At 61.9% G+C, this 18,956-nt stretch carries 19 protein-coding genes; 9 read left to right on the forward strand and 10 right to left on the reverse strand.

Features of this window, described 5'->3' with window-relative positions:
- Positions 1-73: 73 nt before the first annotated feature.
- The 5 genes from dgoD to ACQRBT_RS09045 all read right to left on the reverse strand — a co-directional run bounded on the left by dgoD (position 74) and on the right by ACQRBT_RS09045 (position 4,334).
- Complete coding sequence (gene dgoD / locus ACQRBT_RS09025) at positions 74-1,222, reverse strand: galactonate dehydratase (protein WP_104995095.1); 1,149 nt, start codon at positions 1,220-1,222, stop codon at positions 74-76.
- 48 nt (positions 1,223-1,270) lie between these two features.
- Complete coding sequence (locus ACQRBT_RS09030) at positions 1,271-1,891, reverse strand: 2-dehydro-3-deoxy-6-phosphogalactonate aldolase (RefSeq protein ID WP_090367764.1); 621 nt, start codon at positions 1,889-1,891, stop codon at positions 1,271-1,273.
- Between the two features lies 1 nt (position 1,892).
- Entirely contained in the window at positions 1,893-2,852 is a 960-nt protein-coding gene (locus ACQRBT_RS09035) for a 2-dehydro-3-deoxygalactonokinase (protein ID WP_205344265.1), read from the reverse strand.
- 174 nt (positions 2,853-3,026) lie between these two features.
- Complete coding sequence (locus ACQRBT_RS09040; protein WP_060756682.1) at positions 3,027-3,353, reverse strand: DOPA 4,5-dioxygenase family protein; 327 nt, start codon at positions 3,351-3,353, stop codon at positions 3,027-3,029.
- 30 nt (positions 3,354-3,383) lie between these two features.
- Entirely contained in the window at positions 3,384-4,334 is a 951-nt protein-coding gene (locus tag ACQRBT_RS09045; RefSeq protein ID WP_060756539.1) for a choline sulfate utilization transcriptional regulator, read from the reverse strand.
- Positions 4,335-4,437: 103 nt separating this feature from the next.
- Here ACQRBT_RS09045 and betC point away from each other — a divergent pair, with 103 nt between their 5' ends.
- The 3 genes from betC to ACQRBT_RS09060 all read left to right on the forward strand — a co-directional run bounded on the left by betC (position 4,438) and on the right by ACQRBT_RS09060 (position 8,566).
- A complete protein-coding gene (gene betC / locus ACQRBT_RS09050; RefSeq protein ID WP_411984856.1) occupies positions 4,438-5,952 on the forward strand; it encodes a choline-sulfatase in 1,515 nt (504 codons plus the stop codon).
- A gap of 18 nt (positions 5,953-5,970) precedes the next feature.
- Positions 5,971-6,885 carry a choline ABC transporter substrate-binding protein gene (choX, locus tag ACQRBT_RS09055; RefSeq protein ID WP_411984857.1) on the forward strand — a complete coding sequence of 305 codons (915 nt, stop codon included), beginning with the start codon at positions 5,971-5,973 and terminating at the stop codon, positions 6,883-6,885.
- Positions 6,886-6,997: 112 nt separating this feature from the next.
- On the forward strand, positions 6,998-8,566 hold the full coding sequence (locus tag ACQRBT_RS09060) for a SulP family inorganic anion transporter (protein WP_412046258.1): 1,569 nt from the start codon (positions 6,998-7,000) through the stop codon (positions 8,564-8,566).
- 41 nt (positions 8,567-8,607) lie between these two features.
- On the opposite strand, the gene aroE is transcribed toward ACQRBT_RS09060, so the two are convergent.
- The gene (aroE, locus tag ACQRBT_RS09065) at positions 8,608-9,426 is read right to left on the reverse strand and encodes a shikimate dehydrogenase (RefSeq protein ID WP_060756543.1); all 819 of its coding nucleotides are present in this window, start codon (positions 9,424-9,426) and stop codon (positions 8,608-8,610) included.
- Positions 9,426-10,358, reverse strand: coding sequence for an oxygen-dependent coproporphyrinogen oxidase (hemF, locus tag ACQRBT_RS09070; protein WP_060756544.1), 933 nt, complete (start codon positions 10,356-10,358; stop codon positions 9,426-9,428). Before hemF ends, aroE begins: the two co-directional genes overlap by 1 nt.
- A gap of 160 nt (positions 10,359-10,518) precedes the next feature.
- Here hemF and ACQRBT_RS09075 point away from each other — a divergent pair, with 160 nt between their 5' ends.
- Positions 10,519-11,496, forward strand: a complete 978-nt coding sequence (locus ACQRBT_RS09075; protein WP_060756545.1) for a quinone oxidoreductase family protein — start codon at positions 10,519-10,521, stop codon at positions 11,494-11,496.
- Positions 11,497-11,627: 131 nt separating this feature from the next.
- Here the strand turns inward: ACQRBT_RS09075 and ACQRBT_RS09080 are convergent, their stop codons facing one another.
- The 3 genes from ACQRBT_RS09080 to ACQRBT_RS09090 form a co-directional block, all read right to left on the reverse strand.
- A complete protein-coding gene (locus ACQRBT_RS09080; RefSeq protein ID WP_060756546.1) occupies positions 11,628-12,185 on the reverse strand; it encodes an L-threonylcarbamoyladenylate synthase in 558 nt (185 codons plus the stop codon).
- 54 nt (positions 12,186-12,239) lie between these two features.
- Complete coding sequence (gene dprA / locus ACQRBT_RS09085; protein WP_412046257.1) at positions 12,240-13,334, reverse strand: DNA-processing protein DprA; 1,095 nt, start codon at positions 13,332-13,334, stop codon at positions 12,240-12,242.
- Between the two features lie 63 nt (positions 13,335-13,397).
- Complete coding sequence (locus tag ACQRBT_RS09090) at positions 13,398-14,174, reverse strand: peptidoglycan-binding protein (RefSeq protein ID WP_412046256.1); 777 nt, start codon at positions 14,172-14,174, stop codon at positions 13,398-13,400.
- A gap of 135 nt (positions 14,175-14,309) precedes the next feature.
- Here ACQRBT_RS09090 and def point away from each other — a divergent pair, with 135 nt between their 5' ends.
- The 5 genes from def to ACQRBT_RS09115 all read left to right on the forward strand — a co-directional run bounded on the left by def (position 14,310) and on the right by ACQRBT_RS09115 (position 18,874).
- Entirely contained in the window at positions 14,310-14,816 is a 507-nt protein-coding gene (gene def / locus ACQRBT_RS09095; protein WP_016970668.1) for a peptide deformylase, read from the forward strand.
- Between the two features lie 69 nt (positions 14,817-14,885).
- Positions 14,886-15,839: a methionyl-tRNA formyltransferase gene (fmt, locus tag ACQRBT_RS09100; protein ID WP_104995087.1), complete on the forward strand. Its 954-nt coding sequence runs from the start codon at positions 14,886-14,888 to the stop codon at positions 15,837-15,839.
- Positions 15,836-17,146: a 16S rRNA (cytosine(967)-C(5))-methyltransferase RsmB gene (rsmB, locus tag ACQRBT_RS09105; protein ID WP_412046255.1), complete on the forward strand. Its 1,311-nt coding sequence runs from the start codon at positions 15,836-15,838 to the stop codon at positions 17,144-17,146. Before fmt ends, rsmB begins: the two co-directional genes overlap by 4 nt.
- A 22-nt stretch (positions 17,147-17,168) precedes the next feature.
- Positions 17,169-18,542, forward strand: a complete 1,374-nt coding sequence (gene trkA / locus ACQRBT_RS09110; RefSeq protein WP_060756551.1) for a Trk system potassium transporter TrkA — start codon at positions 17,169-17,171, stop codon at positions 18,540-18,542.
- Positions 18,543-18,562: 20 nt separating this feature from the next.
- On the forward strand, positions 18,563-18,874 hold the full coding sequence (locus ACQRBT_RS09115; RefSeq protein WP_412046254.1) for a hypothetical protein: 312 nt from the start codon (positions 18,563-18,565) through the stop codon (positions 18,872-18,874).
- Positions 18,875-18,956 lie beyond the last annotated feature (82 nt).

Below are 18,956 nucleotides of genomic sequence, written 5' to 3' on the forward strand. Positions count from 1 at the left end.
GCGCATCAGATTCAGATGTGCTGACTGACTCACCGCCATCGGGAGCAAGCCCCCTCCCACATTTAGCTGGAAGTCACCACTCGGCAAAGCTGCCGTCGGCATGGCGCCAGATCGGGTTGCGCCAGCGATGGCCGATAGCCGCGCGTTCGACCACATATTCCTCGTTGATCTCGATGCCCAGGCCCGGCCCGTTGGGGATCTTCACGAAGCCCTGGTCATAGTCGAACACGCCCGGGTCGCGCACGTAGTCGAGCAGGTCATTGCTCTCGTTGTAGTGAATGCCCAGGCTTTGCTCCTGGATAAACGCGTTGTAGCACGCAGCGTCCAGTTGCAGGCACGCCGCCAGGGCAATCGGGCCCAGCGGGCAGTGCAGGGCAAGGGCCACGTCGTAGGCTTCGGCCATGTTGGCGATCTTGCGGGTTTCGGTGATGCCTCCGGCGTGGGACGCATCCGGCTGGATGATGTCGACATAGCCTTCGCTGAGCACACGCTTGAAGTCCCAGCGCGAGAACAGGCGCTCGCCCAGCGCAATCGGGGTGCTGGTCAGCGGTGCCAGTTCCTTGAGCGCTTCGTAGTTTTCACTGAGCACCGGCTCTTCGATGAACATCAGTTTGTACGGGTCCAGTTCCTTCATCAGCACCTTGGCCATGGGCTTGTGCACGCGGCCATGGAAGTCGACGCCAATGCCCACGTTAGGGCCGACCGCATCCCGCACAGCGGCAACGTTGGCCAAGGCCAGGTCGACTTTTTCGAAGCTGTCGACGAACTGCAACTCCTCGGTGCCGTTCATTTTCACTGCGGTAAAGCCACGCGCCACCGCCTCTTTGGCGGCACGGGCGGTATCGGCCGGGCGGTCGCCACCGATCCATGAATACACGCGGATCTTGTCGCGCACCTGGCCACCGAGCAGGTCGCTGACGGACACGCCGAGGGCCTTGCCCTTGATGTCCCACAACGCCTGGTCGATACCGGCCAGGGCACTCATGTGCACCGCGCCGCCACGGTAGAAACCGCCGCGATAGAGCACGGTCCAGATGTCTTCGATATTGCGCGGGTCTTTTCCGATCAGGTAGTCGGACAGTTCTTCGACGGCCGCCGCCACGGTATGGGCGCGGCCTTCAACCACAGGCTCGCCCCAGCCGGTCACGCCCTGGTCGGTTTCGACCTTGAGGAAGCACCAGCGCGGCGGAACGATGAAGGTCGTCAGTTTGGTGATTTTCATCTGTTATCTCTCTTATAGATGCAGCGCCCGTGGGCGCGGAACTTGGAGTCAGCTCAGGCTGTTCCAGGCGGCGACATACGCCTGGGCGCGGCTCGCGACCTGATCCACCGTCATACCCGGCTTGAACAACCCGGAACCCAGGCCGAACCCTTTGGCGCCGGCATCGATGAACACCTGCATGTTGTCCGGGGTAATGCCGCCCACCGGCAGCAGCAACGTGCCCGCCGGCAAGACCGCCAGCCACGCCTTGATCACCGACGGGCCCATTTGCTCGGCCGGGAACAACTTCAACACGTCGGCGCCTTCGGCCAGGGCGGCAAATGCTTCGGTCGGCGTGGCCACACCGGGCGACAGGAACAGGCCCGCCGCTTTCGCTGCGCGCAAGACCTTGGCATCGCTGTGGGGCATCACGATGACCTGGCCACCGGCGGCTTTCACTTGCTCGACCTGCTCCGGGGTCAACACCGTGCCCGCGCCGATCAGGCAATCGGCAGGCAGGCCATCGCGCAGCGTGCGGATGCTGGTGTAGGGGTCGGGCGAATTCAGCGGCACTTCGATGACACGAAACCCCGCCTGGTACAGCACCTGGCCGATCGCCAGGGCTTCGTCCGGTCGTACGCCACGCAGGATTGCGATCAAACCGTTGCGGGCGAGCGCTTGCTTGAGCATGTCAGGTCTCCAATGCAGGTTGAGTGAGCCCGGCGGCCACCGCCAGTTGCCACAGGCCACGCTCGGTGGCTTCCTGCGCCAGGCTGACGTGATCGAAGCCGCACAGGGCGAGGGCGCGTTGGTAGCGGGCGCAGAGGGCGGCGGCGCCGACCAGGATGATGGGTTGGTGTTTGGCGCCGACCGGCAGGCCGGCCAGTTCATGACCGATGAGCAAGCCGGACAGGTAGTCAGGCTGTTGTTCGGGCGCCAATTCGCCGGTCAGCCCGAGCGTGCGCGCACTGAACAACGTCGACAGCACACCGCGTTGGCCATCTTTGGAGAGCGCCACCTGCACGCCCCGATCAAAAGCGTCGGCCTGGAAGTATTCGGATATTTGCTGGGTACGCCCAAGCAGGCTGTGTTTGCTCAACACCGCGAACAGCTCGCCGGTCATGAAGGTGTCGAAGTGGGTGATACGCCCCTCGACCACCTCGACCCATTTGGAATGGCTGCCGGGCAGGCCGATCAAAACATCGGCGCCTAGACCCTGCAGCACGCCCAGTACCTGGGTTTCTTCGCCACGCATCACATTGGGCAGACCGACCTGCTCAATCACGCCGGGGACGATATGCACGTCGATTCCACGCAAGCTGCGTACCCGATGCAGAGCATTGCCGAGGCTGGCAACGTCCACTGGCGTATTGCGATAGGCCGCCTCGCTCCAGCCCTGGGCGCTGCCGACCATGCCGCAGGCGATCACGGGCAGGTCGGGCCGGGCATCGAGCCAGTCACCACACGCCGCATCGAATGCCAATTCAAAACCATCACGGCAGTACACACCCGCGATATCCCGGGGCTCGCTGGGCAAATGCATGATGCCCCACGCCAGCGAGCGCTGCTCCAGCACCACGCCTGCGGGGCCGAGTTTATAAGCACGAAGGGAACTGGTGCCCCAATCGAGCGCGATCAATTGCGCCTGCATCGCTTCACCTGAATGAGTGGTGATGAAAAAAGCTGATGGGCGAATATAAACCTATGCTTGCGCACATCTCAATATATAAATATCAATCCCATATAGTGAGACAAGACGAGATAAATCCTACTCCGTTTGCGCTTTTTGCGGGGAGTGGAACAAGACGTTATCTGATAGGGGAAGTTAAAAAGCCGACAAGTCCAGTTCGCGCATCGCCCCCATCCAGATCGCATAGTCGGTGTGATCCTTCAGGTCATCGCCGGTTTCGGGGTGCAGGAACACCACCAGACCCTCGCGGTGCAAGGCCAACCACGGCAGCACCACACCGATGTACTCCGGCTCGAAAGCCAATTGGCAGCTCCAGTCCGGGTGCGGGCCCACCGGCCGTTCGTGCACTCGACCCATGCGTAACGGGAACAGCTTGGCCGCGTCTTCGCACAGGGTGCGCGCCTGCTCGATCGTACTGGCGTCGAAGTAAATATGGGCGTGATAGCCCTTGATACGTTGCATGATGAAATCCGCGTCCACTGTGCGCCGATCCTAGACCGCAATCGACGGCAGGGCCAGCCCGGTCAGGGACTGCGCGCTGCTGGCCTGCTCCGCCAGCAGCCAATCGACAAAGCGCTCGATCAACTGCCCCCGGCGTTTGCGCTGGGGCTGCACGACGTAATAACCGAAACGCGAGATCACCGTGTCGCTGATCGGCCGGCACAGCCAGTTCTGCTGCAACAGGTTATCCACCAGGTGGCGCCAGCCGATGGCTACACCCTGACCGGCAATCGCCGCCTGGATCAGCAGTGTGTAGTTGTCGAAACGCAACTGGCCGGGCGTGGGTGCCGTGGTGATCCCTAACTCGCGAAACACACCGCTCCAGTCGAACCACTGGCTGTTGTTCTCCTGACGCAGGTGCAGCAGGGGAAAATCCTGCAAATTCGCCAGGGTCAGCGCTGTGGTCTGCTCCTTGAGCCACTGCGGGCTACACACCGGGAACACTTCTTCGTTGAACAGCCACAAGCTGTCGCCCTGCTTGAAACGCCCGTCGCCGAACAGCACCGCCACATCGATATCACTGCGCAAGGTGGCGTGGTTACGTTCGCTGGTGACCAGGCTGACATCGACCTGCGGGTTGGCCTGGTGGAAGCGGTGCAGGCGCGGCATCAGCCAGTAAGCGGCGAATGCGAAGTCGGTGGCCACTTGCAGCACTTCATGCTGGCCCTGCTGGGTGATCGCGCTCAGACCTTGGTTGATGGCCTGCAAGCCACCCTGGGCATGCTCGAACAGCAGGGCACCCGCGTCGGTCAATTCGATGCCACGGTAGATGCGATCAAACAGGCGAATCGACAGCTGTTCTTCGAGCCGCTTGATCTGCTGGCTGATGGCCGGTTGAGTGGTGCCCAACTCCATGGCGGCCGCCGTGAAGCTGCGATGTCGCGCCGCCGCTTCGAACACGCGCAACAGGTCGAGGGATAGATCACCGAGGGCTTCATACATTAGCTGTACTTATCCTAGACATTGTATTTCATGGGCTTTACCCAGTTTTTCATGGGCTGCATGCTCATTCGCATAAACACCGCCTATGGAATGCCGAAGCCCCATGAAGCGCAAGAACATTCTTTTCATCATGGCCGATCAAATGGCCGCGCCACTGTTGCCGTTCTACGCACCGTCCCCGATCAAGCTGCCGAACCTGAGCCGCCTTGCCGCACAGGGCGTGGTGTTCGACGCCGCCTATTGCAACAGCCCGCTGTGTGCACCATCGCGCTTCACCTTGGTCAGCGGCCAACTGCCGAGCAAGATCGGCGCCTACGATAACGCGGCGGATTTCCCCGCCGATGTACCGACGTATGCCCACTACCTGCGCCGCCTCGGCTACCGCACCGCGCTGTCGGGCAAGATGCATTTCTGTGGCCCCGACCAGTTGCATGGCTACGAGGAGCGCCTGACCAGCGACATCTACCCCGCCGACTACGGCTGGGCGGTGAACTGGGATGAGCCGAACGTGCGCCCCAGCTGGTACCACAACATGTCCTCGGTACTGCAAGCCGGTCCGTGTGTGCGCACCAACCAGCTCGACTTCGACGAAGAGGTGGTGTTCAAAGCCCAGCAATACCTGTTTGACCATATCCGTGAGGACGGCGATCAGCCGTTCTGCCTGACGGTATCGATGACTCACCCGCACGACCCGTACACCATTCCCAAGCCGTTCTGGGAGCTGTACGACGATAGCCAGATCCCTTTGCCGACGACCCCGCCCCAGGCCGATCTCGACCCGCACTCCCAGCGCCTGCTCAAGGTCTATGACCTGTGGGACAAGCCGCTGCCTGTGGATAAGATCCGCGATGCGCGGCGTGCTTATTTCGGTGCTTGCAGCTATATCGACAGCAATGTCGGCAAGCTCTTGCAGACCCTGGAAGACACCGGCCTGGCCGAGGATACGATCATCATCTTCTCCGGCGACCACGGCGACATGCTCGGCGAGCGCGGCCTCTGGTACAAAATGCATTGGTTTGAAATGGCCGCCCGCGTACCGTTGCTGGTCTGGGCACCGGGGCAATTCGCCGCCGGCCGCGTGGCCCACGCGGTGTCCACCGCCGACCTGCTGCCGACCCTGGTGGAACTGGCCGGCGGCGAGCTGGATCCACGCCTGCCGCTGGACGGCCGCTCGCTGGTGCCGCATTTGCAAGGGCAGGGCGGGCACGACGAAGTGTTCGGCGAATACATGGCCGAAGGCACCATCAGCCCGCTGATGATGATCCGCCGTGGCGCCTACAAATTCATCTACAGCGAAGACGACCCTTGTCTGCTGTTCGATGTGCACAACGACCCGCACGAGCGGGAGAACCTCAGCCAGTCGCCGGAGCACCGCTCACGGTTCGAGGCGTTCTTGAGCGAGGCGCGAGCCAAATGGGACATCCCGGCGATCCACCAACAGGTGCTCGCCAGCCAACGCCGCCGTCGCCTGGTGTTTGAAGCCCTGACCCAGGGCAAGCTGAAGAGCTGGGATCACCAGCCACTGGTAGACGCCAGTCAGCAGTACATGCGCAACCATATCGACCTCGACGACCTGGAGCGCAAGGCACGTTATCCACAACCCTGCCAAAACCAATAAAGACACAGAGGGAAGGCCATGCAAAAGCTAACGGTAGTACTGGGTATCCTGGCGCTCGCCAGCGCCAATGTGTACGCAGACACCAGTTGTGAAACGGTGAAAATGGCTGATCCCGGCTGGAGCGATATCGCCGCCACCAATGCCATCACCGGTTTTCTACTGACAGGCATGGGCTACAAACCCAAGGTCGACACCCTGGCGGTGCCGATCACGTTTGGCGGGCTCAAGGATGGCCAGGTGGATGTGTTCCTGGGTAACTGGATGCCGGCACAACAGGGCTTCTATGACAAATTCGTGGCCAATGGCGATGTGGTGCAACTGGCGAAAAACCTCGACGGCACCGAGTTCACCCTCGCGGTACCGGACTACGTGTGGGACGCCGGCGTGCATGACTTCAACGACCTGAACAAGTTTGCCGACAAGTTCGACAAGAAGATCTACGGCATCGGCTCCGGCGCGCCGGCGAATATCTCGTTGCAGGAGATCATCAAGAAGAACGACTTTGATCTGGGCCAATGGAAGCTGATCGAGTCCAGCGAACAGGCGATGCTCGCCGAGGTGTCACGCTCGGTCAAAAAACAGAAATTCGTCACCTTCCTCGGCTGGACGCCCCACCCGATGAACGTGCAATTGAAAATGCACTACCTCAAGGGCGGCGAGAAGTATTTTGGTGACACCGGCAGCGTGTATACCTTGACCCGCAAGGGTTACGCACAGGCCTGCCCGAATGTCGGGAAGCTGCTGACCAACCTGAGTTTCACCCAGGAGATGGAGAACAGCATCATGGCCGAGGTCGCCAACAACAAGGTCAGCAATGCCGATGCGGCGAAGGCGTGGATCAAGGCGAATCCCGCGGTGTTGGACAAGTGGCTCGACGGCGTGAAGACCACGGATGGCCAAGAGGCCCTGCCGGCTGTCAAAGCCAGGCTCTGACATCCGACGCAATCCAAGTGTGGGAGGGGCGGTGCGACGATTCGACTTGCTCCCTCCCACCGGGATTGATGTCTGCTGATATTCTGCGCCAAACCTACAGACCGAGCCTTTCATGCCCCGGCCCAATCGCCACACACTTTTTCCCTTTCTCGCCTGGCTCCCGCGCCAAACCCGCGCCAGCATGGGTCGAGATGCAGTCGTTGGCCTCAGCGGCGCAATCCTCGCCCTGCCACAGTCGATTGCCTACGCACTGATCGCCGGTCTCCCGCCCGAATACGGCCTGTACGCGGCAATCATCCCGGTACTGATCGCCTGTCTCTGGGGCTCCTCCTGGCACCTGATCTGCGGCCCTACGGCGGCGATTTCCATCGTGCTGTACGCCAGCATCAGCCCCTTGGCGATACCCGGATCGCAGGACTACATCACCTTGATCCTCCTGCTGACATTCCTGGCCGGCGTTTTCCAGTGGCTGCTGGGCATGCTGCGCTTCGGCGCGCTGGTGAATTTCGTCTCTCACTCGGTGGTACTGGGCTTCACGCTGGGTGCCGCCGTGGTGATTGCCCTGGGCCAGTTGCCCAATCTGCTGGGCCTGGATTTGCCGAGCCAGGCCACGGCAATCAATAGCCTGCTGGCACTGATCGACCATGGCGGCGAGTGGGACGGGGCGTCACTGGCCCTGGGGCTGGGCACCTTGTTGGTGGGCGCGTTGCTCAAATACTGGGTGCCACGCTGGCCAACGCTGTTGATCGCCCTGGCCCTCGGCAGCCTGGCCGTCTGGCTGTGGCCGGCGATGTTCGGGCATGTCGCGCGGGTCAGTTCGTTTGTTGGCAAGCTGCCGCCATTCAGCCCGCTACCGATGGACCTCGATCTGCTGCTGCGCCTGCTGCCCAGTGCCGTGGCGGTGGGCATGCTGGGGCTGGTGACCAGCCTGTCGATAGCCCGCTCTTTGTCGGCCCGTTCACAGCAATTGCTCGACGCCAACCAGGAAGTCCGCGCGCAGGGTTTATCCAACATTGTTGGTGGATTTTTCTCGGGCTACTTGTCAGCCGGTTCCTTTACTCGCTCCGGGCTCAGCTATGAAGCAGGCGCGTGCTCGCCGTTGGCGGGGGTGTTTTCCGCGCTGTGGGTGGCGCTGTTCGCGTTGTTCGGCGCCGCATTGATCGCCCACATCCCCATTCCGAGCATGGCCGCGAGCATTCTGTTGATTTGCTGGGGCCTGGTGGACCATCGCGGCATTCGTGCGTTGTTCCGGGTGAGCCGGGCCGAGTTTGTGGTGATGAGCCTGACCTGCGTCGCCACCTTGCTGCTGGAGCTGCAAACGGCGATTTATGCCGGGGTGCTGGCCTCGCTGTTTTTCTACCTCAAGCGCACCTCGCAACCGCGCGTCCAGCAGTGGCGTGACGGCGACGAAGATGTGCTGCGGGTAGGCGGCTCGATCTTCTTCGGCGCCAGCCATTACCTGCAAGTCCGTCTGCAAAGTCTGCATGGCCAGCGGGTGGTCATCGAGGCGCAGCAGATCAACTTTATCGACTATTCCGGCGTGGAGATGCTGCACCAGGAGGCACGGCGATTGCGGGGCTTGGGACGCAGCTTGACCTTGCGCCGGGCCCGGCCGCAGGTGGTGGAGGAGTTGAAGAAACTGGAGGGGGCCGACAACTGCCCCCTCCAGTTCGAAGACTGAACGCAGTCAACAATGTGGGAGGGGGCCACATCAGATTGGAGCTAGATGAGTTGGCGGCGTAGTTCAGCCAGCACCGGTGCCGAAGCCGGGCGCACACCGCGCCACAGGAAGAACGCTTCCGCCGCCTGCTCCACCAGCATGCCCAGGCCATCCATCGCCACGGCTGCACCTTGTTCAGCGGCCCAGCGACAGAACGCGGTCGGCTCCTTGGCGTACATCATGTCGTAGCAAAAGGTCTTGCCGGGTTCGATCAGGCTGCCGGCAATCGGTGGTACATCGCCTGACAGGCTGGCGGACGTGGCATTGATGATCAGGTCTACCGGCTCACGCAGCCAGTCGAAACCGCTGGCGGATACCGGGCCGAGATCGTCGAACAGCTCCGCGAGCAATTCGGCCTTTTCGACCGTACGGTTGGCGATGATCAACGAGGCCGGTTGTTCCGCCAGCAACGGCTCCAATGCCCCGCGGACTGCACCGCCGGCGCCCAGCAGCAGGATGCGCGCGCCTTTGAGCGTCAACCCGGCGTTTACCGTCAGGTCGCGCACCAAACCCGCGCCGTCGGTGTTGTCGCCCAACAGGGTGCCGTCGGCCAACTTGCTCAAGGTGTTCACCGCACCGGCGCGTTGGGCGCGCTCGGTCAAGGTATCGGCCAGACGGTAGGCTTCTTCCTTGAACGGCACAGTGACGTTGGCACCCCGTCCTTGCACAAAGAACTCACGGGCACAGCCGGAGAAATCCTCCAGCGGTGCGAGCAAGGTGTTGTAATCCAGTTGCTCGCCGGTCTGCCCGGCAAACATACGGTGGATCAACGGCGATTTACTGTGGCCGATGGGGTTACCGAATACGACATACCGATCCATCAGACAGCCGCCTTGGGCGCAATCAGGCCAAGCCAGTCGCGGTCTTGCAGGAAGTAGTCGGTGAGTCGCGCTTCTTCGCTGCCGGCTTCGGCTTTCCAGTCATAGCTCCAGCGCACTTGCGGCGGCAGCGACATCAGGATCGACTCGGTACGCCCACCCGACTGCAGGCCGAACAATGTGCCACGGTCGTAGACGAGGTTGAATTCCACGTAGCGGCCGCGACGGAACTCCTGGAATTCGCGCTGTTGCTCGGTGTAGGGCATGGCTTTGCGGCGCTGCACGATCGGCAGGTAAGCGTCGATGTAGGCATCGCCGATAGCGCGGATGAAGGCGAAACAGGTGTCGAAGTCCCATTCGTTCAAGTCATCGAAGAACAGCCCGCCGATACCGCGCGGTTCGTTGCGATGCTTGATATGAAAATAGGTGTCGCACCAGGCTTTGTAGCGCGAGTACACCTGCGGGCCGAACGGCGCACAAGCCTGCTCGGCCACGCGGTGCCAGTGGATGCAGTCTTCTTCGTTGCCATAGTAAGGCGTGAGGTCGAAGCCGCCACCGAACCACCATACCGGCTCTTCACCGTCTTTTTCGGCAATGAAAAAGCGCACATTGGCGTGGGACGTCGGCACATGCGGGTTGTGCGGATGGATCACCAGCGACACCCCCAACGCCTCAAAGCCGCGCCCGGCCAGCTCAGGGCGATGGGCACTGGCAGAGGGTGGTAGGCCGCTGCCAAACACGTGGGAAAAGTTAACGCCGCCTTTTTCAATGACCGAACCGTCTGCAATCACACGGGTGCGACCGCCACCGCCGGCAGGCCGGGTCCAGGCGTCTTCGATAAAGCGAGTGTCCGTCTCGAAGGTTTCCAGGGCGCTGCAAATGCGGTCTTGCAGGTCGAGCAGGTAGGCTTTAACAGCCTCAGTGCGGGTAGTCATGGCATCACCTTGAATCGGGCAAAGCTACGCGAGGCCATCGGGCGTCGGCGGCAAATGGGCGCACAGGATAACACCGCACCCACGTGCGCCGCAGTTGACGAAGATCAAGCTTAGGAGTCCGATAGCAGGCCACGCGATTCGATCTCAAGGAGAAGTGCAGATGGCCAAACGTATCCAGTTCAGCGCCCATGGCGGCCCCGAAGTACTTGAATATGTCGACTACACGCCCGCAGAGCCGGGCCCGCAACAGGTTCGCGTGCGTAATGAGGCCATCGGCCTGAACTTCATCGACACCTATTTCCGCAGCGGCCTGTATGCACCGCCAGCGTTACCATCGGGACTGGGCGCCGAAGGTGCCGGGGTGGTCGACGCGGTCGGCAGTGAAGTCTCTCAATTCAAGGTCGGCGACCGTGTGGCGTATGGCAGCGGCCCATTGGGCGCCTACAGCCAACTGCATGTGTTGCCCGCAGCCAACCTGGTGCACCTGCCGGACGAGATCAGCTTTGAACAGGCTGCCGGTGCCATGCTCAAGGGCCTGACCGTGCAATACCTGCTGCGCCAGACCTATGAACTCAAAGGCGGCGAAACCATTCTGTTCCACGCCGCGGCCGGGGGCGTGGGCTCCCTGGCCTGCCAATGGGCCAAAGCCCTGGGCGTCAAGCTGATCGGTACCGTGAGTTCGCCGGAAAAAGCCGCCCTGGCCAAATCCCTCGGCGCCTGGGAAACCATCGACTACAGCAAGGAAAACGTCGCACAGCGCGTATTGGAATTGACCGACGGCAAGAAAGTACCGGTGGTATACGACGGTGTGGGCAAGGATACCTGGCTGACCTCACTGGACAGCGTGGCACCGCGTGGGTTGGTGGTGAGCTTCGGTAACGCGTCGGGCGCGGTCGATGGGGTGAACCTGGGGATCCTGGCGGCCAAGGGTTCGCTGTATGTGACCCGTCCGACACTGGCGACCTATGCCAACAACCCGGAGAACCTGCAGGCAATGGCCGATGATTTGTTCTCGATGATCAAGAGCGGCAAGGTCCGCATTGATATCAACCAGCGCTATTCGCTGGCTGAGGCGGCGAAAGCACAAACGGAGTTGTCGGGACGGCGCACGACGGGGTCGACCATTCTGTTGCCGTAAGACGATAGATCTGTAGAGGTTGTGAGGGCCTTATCGCGAGCAAGCCCGCTCCCACACTTGACCGCGTTCCTTCAGTTGGAATCCGATCAAAATGTGGGAGCGGGCTTGCTCGCGATGGCCACACCTCGGCCTCAGGACGGCCGCACCACCTCACCCGTCGCCAAATCACGAATCAGGCTCGGGTTCTTGCGCCCACCCAGGGCGCCACCCAGCACCACGTCCAGTTGGCCACGGAAATATTGCTCTACACGCAGCCGCGTGCGCGCCGCCGGGCGCCCCTGAGGGTTGGCCGATGTGGAAATCAACGGCCCCACCAGCGAGCACAAATCCCGCACCAGCGGATGGTCACTCACCCGTACCGCCACCGTGTCATGCACACCGGTCACCCATTCAGGCAGCAAGCCCTGGTGGGGCACCAGCCAGGTATTCGGCCCCGGCCAGGTACTGGCCATGCGTTCGATCCAGGTATCCGGGAAATCTTCAAAGAGAAAATCGAACTGGCGAATATTGTCCGCCACCAGGATCAGGCCCTTATCCACCGAGCGGTTCTTGATCGCCAGCAACCGGTCCACCGCTTCTTCGTTCCACGGGTCGCAGCCCAGGCCCCAGACCGCCTCGGTCGGATAGGCAATCACCGCGCCTGCGCGAATTTCTCGTGCGGCTTCCAGCACACGCCACCTGTTGACCATTGTTCACTCTCCGGACTAAAGCTCTGCGCAGTTTACCGATCTTCGTTACAAAACCTAGGGGCGCGCGAGCCAGCGGCCACTCTCGCAGATCACTTGGCCTTCGAGCTCCAACTCCGTCAGCGTCGCCAGCACTTGGGATAACGGCCGCCCGCTGGCAATCGCCAAGCCTTCGCTGGTATAAGGCGCGGCATGCAGCAACGCCACCAGCGGATGGGTGACCGGCATGGGGGCAGGACGGGACAGGGCCTGCCAACCGCGCAAACCTTCCAGAATGTGCTCGATGGTTTCGACCAACACCGCACCATCGCGGATCAACTGGTGACACCCCTTGGCACCCGGATGATGAATCGAGCCGGGGATCGCATACACCTCGCGTCCTTGCTCGGCCGCCAGCCGTGCGGTAATGAGCGAGCCGCTGGCCATGCTGGCTTCAACCACCAACACGCCCAGCGACAAGCCGCTGATGATCCGGTTGCGCCGGGGAAAATTACCCGCTTGCGGCGCCGCATCCAGCGGAAACTCGGAAATTACGGCACTGCCTTGGTCAATCATTGCCGCCGCGAGCTTTCGATGGCGCTGTGGATAAAAATTTTCCAGGCCCGTGCCCAGCACGCCGATGGTCTGGCCACCAACCTCCAATGCCGCCTGATGCGCCGCGCCGTCTATGCCCAGCGCCAAGCCGCTGGTGATAACAAAGCCCGCACTCGCCAGGCTGCGCGAAAACGCGGCGGCCGTGTCCATGCCGGGACGGGAAGCGCGACGGCTGCCGACCATCGCCAACTGGGGTTTTTCCAGGATCGCAGGGTCACCGGCAACGAACAGCAACGGGGGGGCATCGTCGATCTGGGCGAGTAGCGCGGGATACTCAGGCTGGTCCCACATCAGTAAATGCTGGGCCGGGCGGGCTAGCCAGGCCAAGGCAGCACTCGCGCCATCACGGATTTCAGGGCTGCGTCGAGCCTCGGCACTGATGGCCGGCAACCCAAGGGAACGCCAGGCACTGGCGGGGGCGCTGATGGCCTTTGAAGCGCCGCCGAACGCTTCGATCAAAATGCGAAAACGCTTGGGGCCCAGTTCCGGCAGCCTGTGCAAGCGTAGTCGGGCTTCCAGTTCGGCAGGCGAAATTTCATCACTGTTTATCGGATACATCTGATCATCCTTGACCGGAACAAGCTGTGGATAACTCTGTTGGTAACTTATTTAGCAGGCTATTTATTGCGTTGGATTGGCCGTCACGAAACGGTCCATCACCGCCAGTGAGCGCGAGGCACTCAGAACCAGGCCGTAACTGAGTTTTTCAAAGGTACGAAACACCAGCAGGGTGCCAGCACGCTCGTCAGGAAGTGGCGTCGGGGCGCCGGTGAGGATGTCGCGGACAGTGGAACCGCTCTTGATCACCGTGAGCAATTGGCCTTCGACCATGCCGTCGCGCCGGCCTTTATTCAGGGTGACGGCGTCCAGCACGCCAATCTGAGTGACGCCCTTGGGGATATCAATGATTTGCCCTTCGATAAAAGGCGCGGATACCCCAGCTTCCAGCCTTGCCGGCGCGACGGGGTGCTCAGCGCGTAGCAGACGGTCGCCTGGGCGGACTTCCTGGGTCACGCGCTGCACGGCCAGGGTAGTGAGATCACCGGCCGTCACAAAACGTGCGGTGCCGATGTCGTCGGCATTGATGCCCAGCAGTTCCTGAGTGAGCGGGTCGGTGTAGGTTTTGCCGCGCCGGAAAATCCCATAGCTGGCCTGGGACGGGTCGAGAGCACCGCGGGCATGCACCCGCTCGCCATGGGCGCCCAACACCCGCCCCGCCTCAGCCGCAACAATGTAGGGCGCCCGGTCCAGATCCTGGGGCGTATCGAGAATGCGGTTATGCAATAAGAAGCGCTGGATGGCCTGTTGCGTCGGTTGATCCAGGCGCTGTACAGGCTGGGGCAGCAGGGCCGTGGCGAACGGGGCCCACAGCAGCAAGACGAGTAGCGATTTCCTCATGGGGTCAATCTCCTTTATTATGTGCGTTCGCGTGAAATGCCATGGCCTGTGCGGCTTTTGAGCGTTTCACACCGGCTGTCTGGGTCCATCCCAACGCCGATTTGCCTCTACCTCACATGTGCAGCAATTACGCTTATGGCTATTTTGAACATCCTCGAATTCCCCGACTCGCGCCTGCGCACGATCGCCAAACCGGTGGCCGTAGTGGACGACAAGGTTCGTCAGTTGGTCGATGACATGTTTGAAACAATGTATGAAGCCCCGGGCATCGGCCTCGCCGCCACCCAGGTCAACGTGCATCAGCGCGTCGTGGTCATGGACCTGTCGGAAGATCGCAGCGAACCCCGGGTGTTCATCAACCCCGAGTTCGAACCGCTGACCGAAGAGATGGGCGAATACCAGGAAGGTTGCCTGTCGGTACCGGAGTTCTACGAAAACGTCGAACGCCCGCTACGCGTGAAGATCAAGGCCCTGGACCGTGATGGCAAGCCCTACGAGTTGATCGCCGATGGCCTGCTGGCGGTATGCATCCAGCATGAGTGCGACCACCTCAACGGCAAGCTGTTTGTCGATTACCTGTCCACGCTCAAGCGCGACCGAATCAAGAAGAAGCTGGAAAAAAAGCATCGCCAGCAAGCTTGATGCCCATCTTCCAAAGGCTTGCTGCGGCAAGCCTTTTTCTTTTGTGACTGCTTTTAACCGAGAACTCCCATGACCGAGCCACTGCGCATTGTTTTTGCCGGCACTCCCGAATTCGCAGCCGAACACCTCAAGGCGCTGCTTGCCAGCCCTTATGACATCGTCGCGGTGTATACCCAGCCGGATCGTCCGGCCGGGCGCGGGCAAAAACTGATGCCAAGCCCGGTCAAGCAGTTGGCGCTGGAGCACAACATCCCTGTGCTGCAACCACCCAGCCTGCGTAATGCCGAGGCTCAGGCCGAGCTGGCAGCACTGCAGCCGGACCTGTTGGTGGTCGTGGCCTATGGCTTGATCCTTCCACAAGTGGTGCTCGACATCCCGCGCCTGGGTTGCATCAACAGTCACGCCTCGTTGCTGCCACGCTGGCGCGGCGCAGCCCCCATCCAGCGGGCGGTTGAGGCGGGTGACCACGAAAGCGGGGTGACCGTGATGCGCATGGAGGCGGGCCTGGATACCGGCCCGATGCTGCTCAAGGTCACCACCCCGATCACGGGCGAAGACACGGGCGGCAGCCTGCACGACCGTCTCGCCGAACTGGGCCCGCCGGCGGTGATCCAGGCTATCGCCGGCCTCGCAACTGGCACACTGCCAGGCGACGTACAGGATGACAGCCTGGCCACCTACGCCCACAAACTGAATAAAGACGAAGCGCGTATCGACTGGAGCCGCCCGGCCGTGGAACTGGAGCGCCTGGTGCGCGCCTTCAACCCGTGGCCGATCTGCCACAGCACGCTCAACGGCGAGGCCTTGAAAGTACTGGCCGCGACCTTGGCCGATGGCAAAGGCGCTCCCGGCGAAATCATCGGGGCCAGCAAAGACGGCCTGGTGGTGGCCTGCGGTGAACAGGCGCTGTGCCTGACCCGTCTGCAATTGCCTGGCGGCAAAGCACTGAATTTCAGCGACTTGTTCAACAGCCGTCGTGAGAAATTTGCCCTCGGCACGGTTCTCGGGACGGTCGCCCAATGAACCCGCGTCTGGCCGCCGCCAAGGCCCTCGCCGCCGTTCTCAACGGCAAGGCTTCGTTGAACAGTTCGCTGCCCACTCAGCTGGACAAGGTTGAGGACCGCGATCGCGGTTTCACCCAAGACCTGGCATTTGGCACCGCCCGCTGGCAGCCGCGCTTGTCAGCACTGGCGGCCAAGCTACTGCAAAAGCCGTTCAAGGCCGCCGATGCGGATGTGGAGGCGCTGCTGCTGGTCGGCCTCTATCAGTTGCTCTATACCCGCGTGCCGGCCCATGCCGCCATCGGTGAAACCGTCGGTTGCGCCGACAAGCTGAAAAAGCCCTGGGCCAAGGCCCTGCTCAACGCCGTACTGCGCCGCGCCCAGCGCGAGAGCGAAGCGCTGCTGGCCGAGCTGGAGCACGACCCGGTGGTGCGCACCGCTCACCCCCGCTGGCTGCAAAAAGCCCTGAAAGCCTTCTGGCCGCAGCAATGGGAAGCCATTTGCGACGCCAACAATGCGCACCCGCCGATGATCCTGCGGGTCAACCGCCGTCATCACAGCCGTGATGCCTACCTGCAATTGCTGACCACGGCCGGCATCAACGCCACACCGTGCGTGTACAGCGTCGACGGTATCGTGCTGGAAGCCGCCACCGACGTACGCAGCCTGCCGGGCTTTGCCGAAGGCTGGATCAGCGTGCAGGACGAAGCCGCACAACTGGCCGCCGACCTGCTCGACCTGGCCCCCGGCCAACGCGTGCTCGACGCTTGCTGCGCACCGGGCGGCAAGACCTGCCACATCCTGGAAGTCGAAAAGGACCTGGCGGGTGTGGTCGCGGTCGACCTGGAAGCCAAGCGCCTGGTACGTGTGCGTGAAAACCTCGCACGCCTGGGCCTCAACGCCGACCTGATCGCGGCCGACGGCCGCGACACCGCCAGTTGGTGGGACGGCAAACCCTTCCAACGTATCCTGCTGGACGCGCCGTGTTCCGCCACCGGCGTCATCCGCCGTCATCCGGACATCAAGCTGACCCGCCAGCCCGACGACATCGCGGCCCTGGCCGTGCTGCAAGGCGAACTGCTCGACGCCTTGTGGCCGACCCTGGAAGTCGGCGGCATCCTGCTCTACGCCACCTGCTCTACCTTGCCCACCGAAAACACCGAGGTGATCCAGGCCTTCCTCGCCCGCACCAGCGGCGCGCGCGAACTGGACCTCGCCACGGCCGCCGGGATCAAGCAGCCCCACGGCCGCCAACTGCTCGCACAGGAAGGCGGCCACGATGGTTTCTACTACGCCAAACTGATCAAAATCGCCGCCGCACGCGGCTGAATGGTTTTAAGGGAGTGACCGGATGAAAATCATCATCCTTGGGGCAGGGCAGGTTGGCGGTACGCTGGCCGAACATTTGGCCAGCGAAGCCAACGACATCACGGTGGTCGACACCGACAGCGAACGCCTGCGCAACCTCGGCGACCGCCTGGACATCCGCACTGTGCAAGGCCGCGCGTCATTCCCGACGGTGCTGCGCCAGGCCGGCGCCGACGATGCCGATATGCTGGTGGCCGTGACCAACAGTGACGAAACCAACATGGTTGCCTGCCAAGTCGCCCACACCCTGTTCCACACCCCGACCAAGATCGCCCGCGTGCGTGAAGCGGCCTACCTGACCCGTGCGGGGCTGTTCGACAACGACGCGATTCCGGTGGACGTGCTGATCAGCCCGGAACAGGTGGTGACCCACTACATCAAGCGCCTGATCGAGATACCCGGCGCCTTGCAGGTGATCGACTTCGCCGAAGGCAAGGCCCAATTGGTGGCGGTGAAGGCTTACTACGGTGGCCCGCTGGTCGGCCAGCAACTGCGCCAGTTGCGCGAACACATGCCGAATGTGGAAACCCGCGTAGCGGCTATTTTCCGACGCGACCGGCCGATCCTGCCCCAGGGCGATACGGTGATCGAGGCTGACGACGAGGTATTTTTCATCGCAGCCAAGGCGAATATTCGCGCAGTGATGAGCGAAATGCGCCGGCTCGACGAGAGCTACAAACGCATCGTGATCGCAGGGGGTGGACAGATTGGCGAACGCTTGGCGGAGGCGATTGAAAGCCGCTACCAAGTGAAGATCATCGAGATGAGCCCGACACGTTGCCGGTATTTGTCCGACACGCTCGACAGTACCGTGGTGTTGCAAGGCAGCGCTTCGGACCGCGACCTGCTGATGGAAGAAAACATTGCCGACGCGGATATCTTCCTGGCCCTGACCAACGATGACGAAGCCAACATCATGTCTTCCCTGCTGGCCAAGCGACTGGGCGCGAAGAAGGTGATGACCATCATCAACAACCCGGCCTATGTCGATCTGATTCAAGGGGGCGATATAGACATCGCCATCAGCCCGCAGTTGGCCACCATTGGCACCTTGCTCGCCCACGTGCGCCGTGGCGATATCGTCAGCGTGCACTCCCTGCGCCGGGGCGCGGCGGAGGCCATCGAGGCGATCGCCCACGGTGATGCGAAATCGAGCAAGGTGATCGGCAAGGCCATCCGCGATATCGGCCTGCCACCGGGCACCACCATCGGCGCGATCATTCGTGATGAAGAAGTGATCATCGCCCACGACGACACGGTGATCGCCACGGGCGACCATGTGATTTTGTTCCTGGTGGATAAAAAGCATATCCGCGATGTGGAGAAGTTGTTCCACGTGGGGCTGAGCTTCTTCTGACGCAAAAGGAGTACACCGGCATGCTCGAATCCCTGGAGAAAATGCTCGCCAAGGGTGTCGATAATTCCCTGCTGCGCTTTGGCTTGGGCAAGGGTTACCTGGACCTGAAGGACAACGCCAAGGCAGCCGAACATTTACGCAAGTGCGTCGAGTTTGACCCGAAGTATTCGGCGGCGTGGAAGTTGCTGGGCAAGGCGCAGGCGGGATTGGGTGATATCGCTGCGGCGCGGCTGGCGTGGGAGAAAGGGATCGAAGCAGCCCAGGCCCATGGCGACAAGCAGGCCGAGAAAGAGATGACGGTGTTCCTGAAGAAACTCGACCGTCAGCCCTGACCGGAATGAAATGTGGGAGGGGGCTTGCTCCCGATTGCAGTGTGTCAGCCAAGAATTACTTAGCTGAACCACCGCTATCGGG

Origin of the sequence: Pseudomonas sp. R19M (assembly GCF_050312585.1) — a bacterium.
In the GTDB taxonomy this organism is placed as follows: Bacteria; Pseudomonadota; Gammaproteobacteria; order Pseudomonadales; family Pseudomonadaceae; genus Aquipseudomonas; species Aquipseudomonas palleroniana.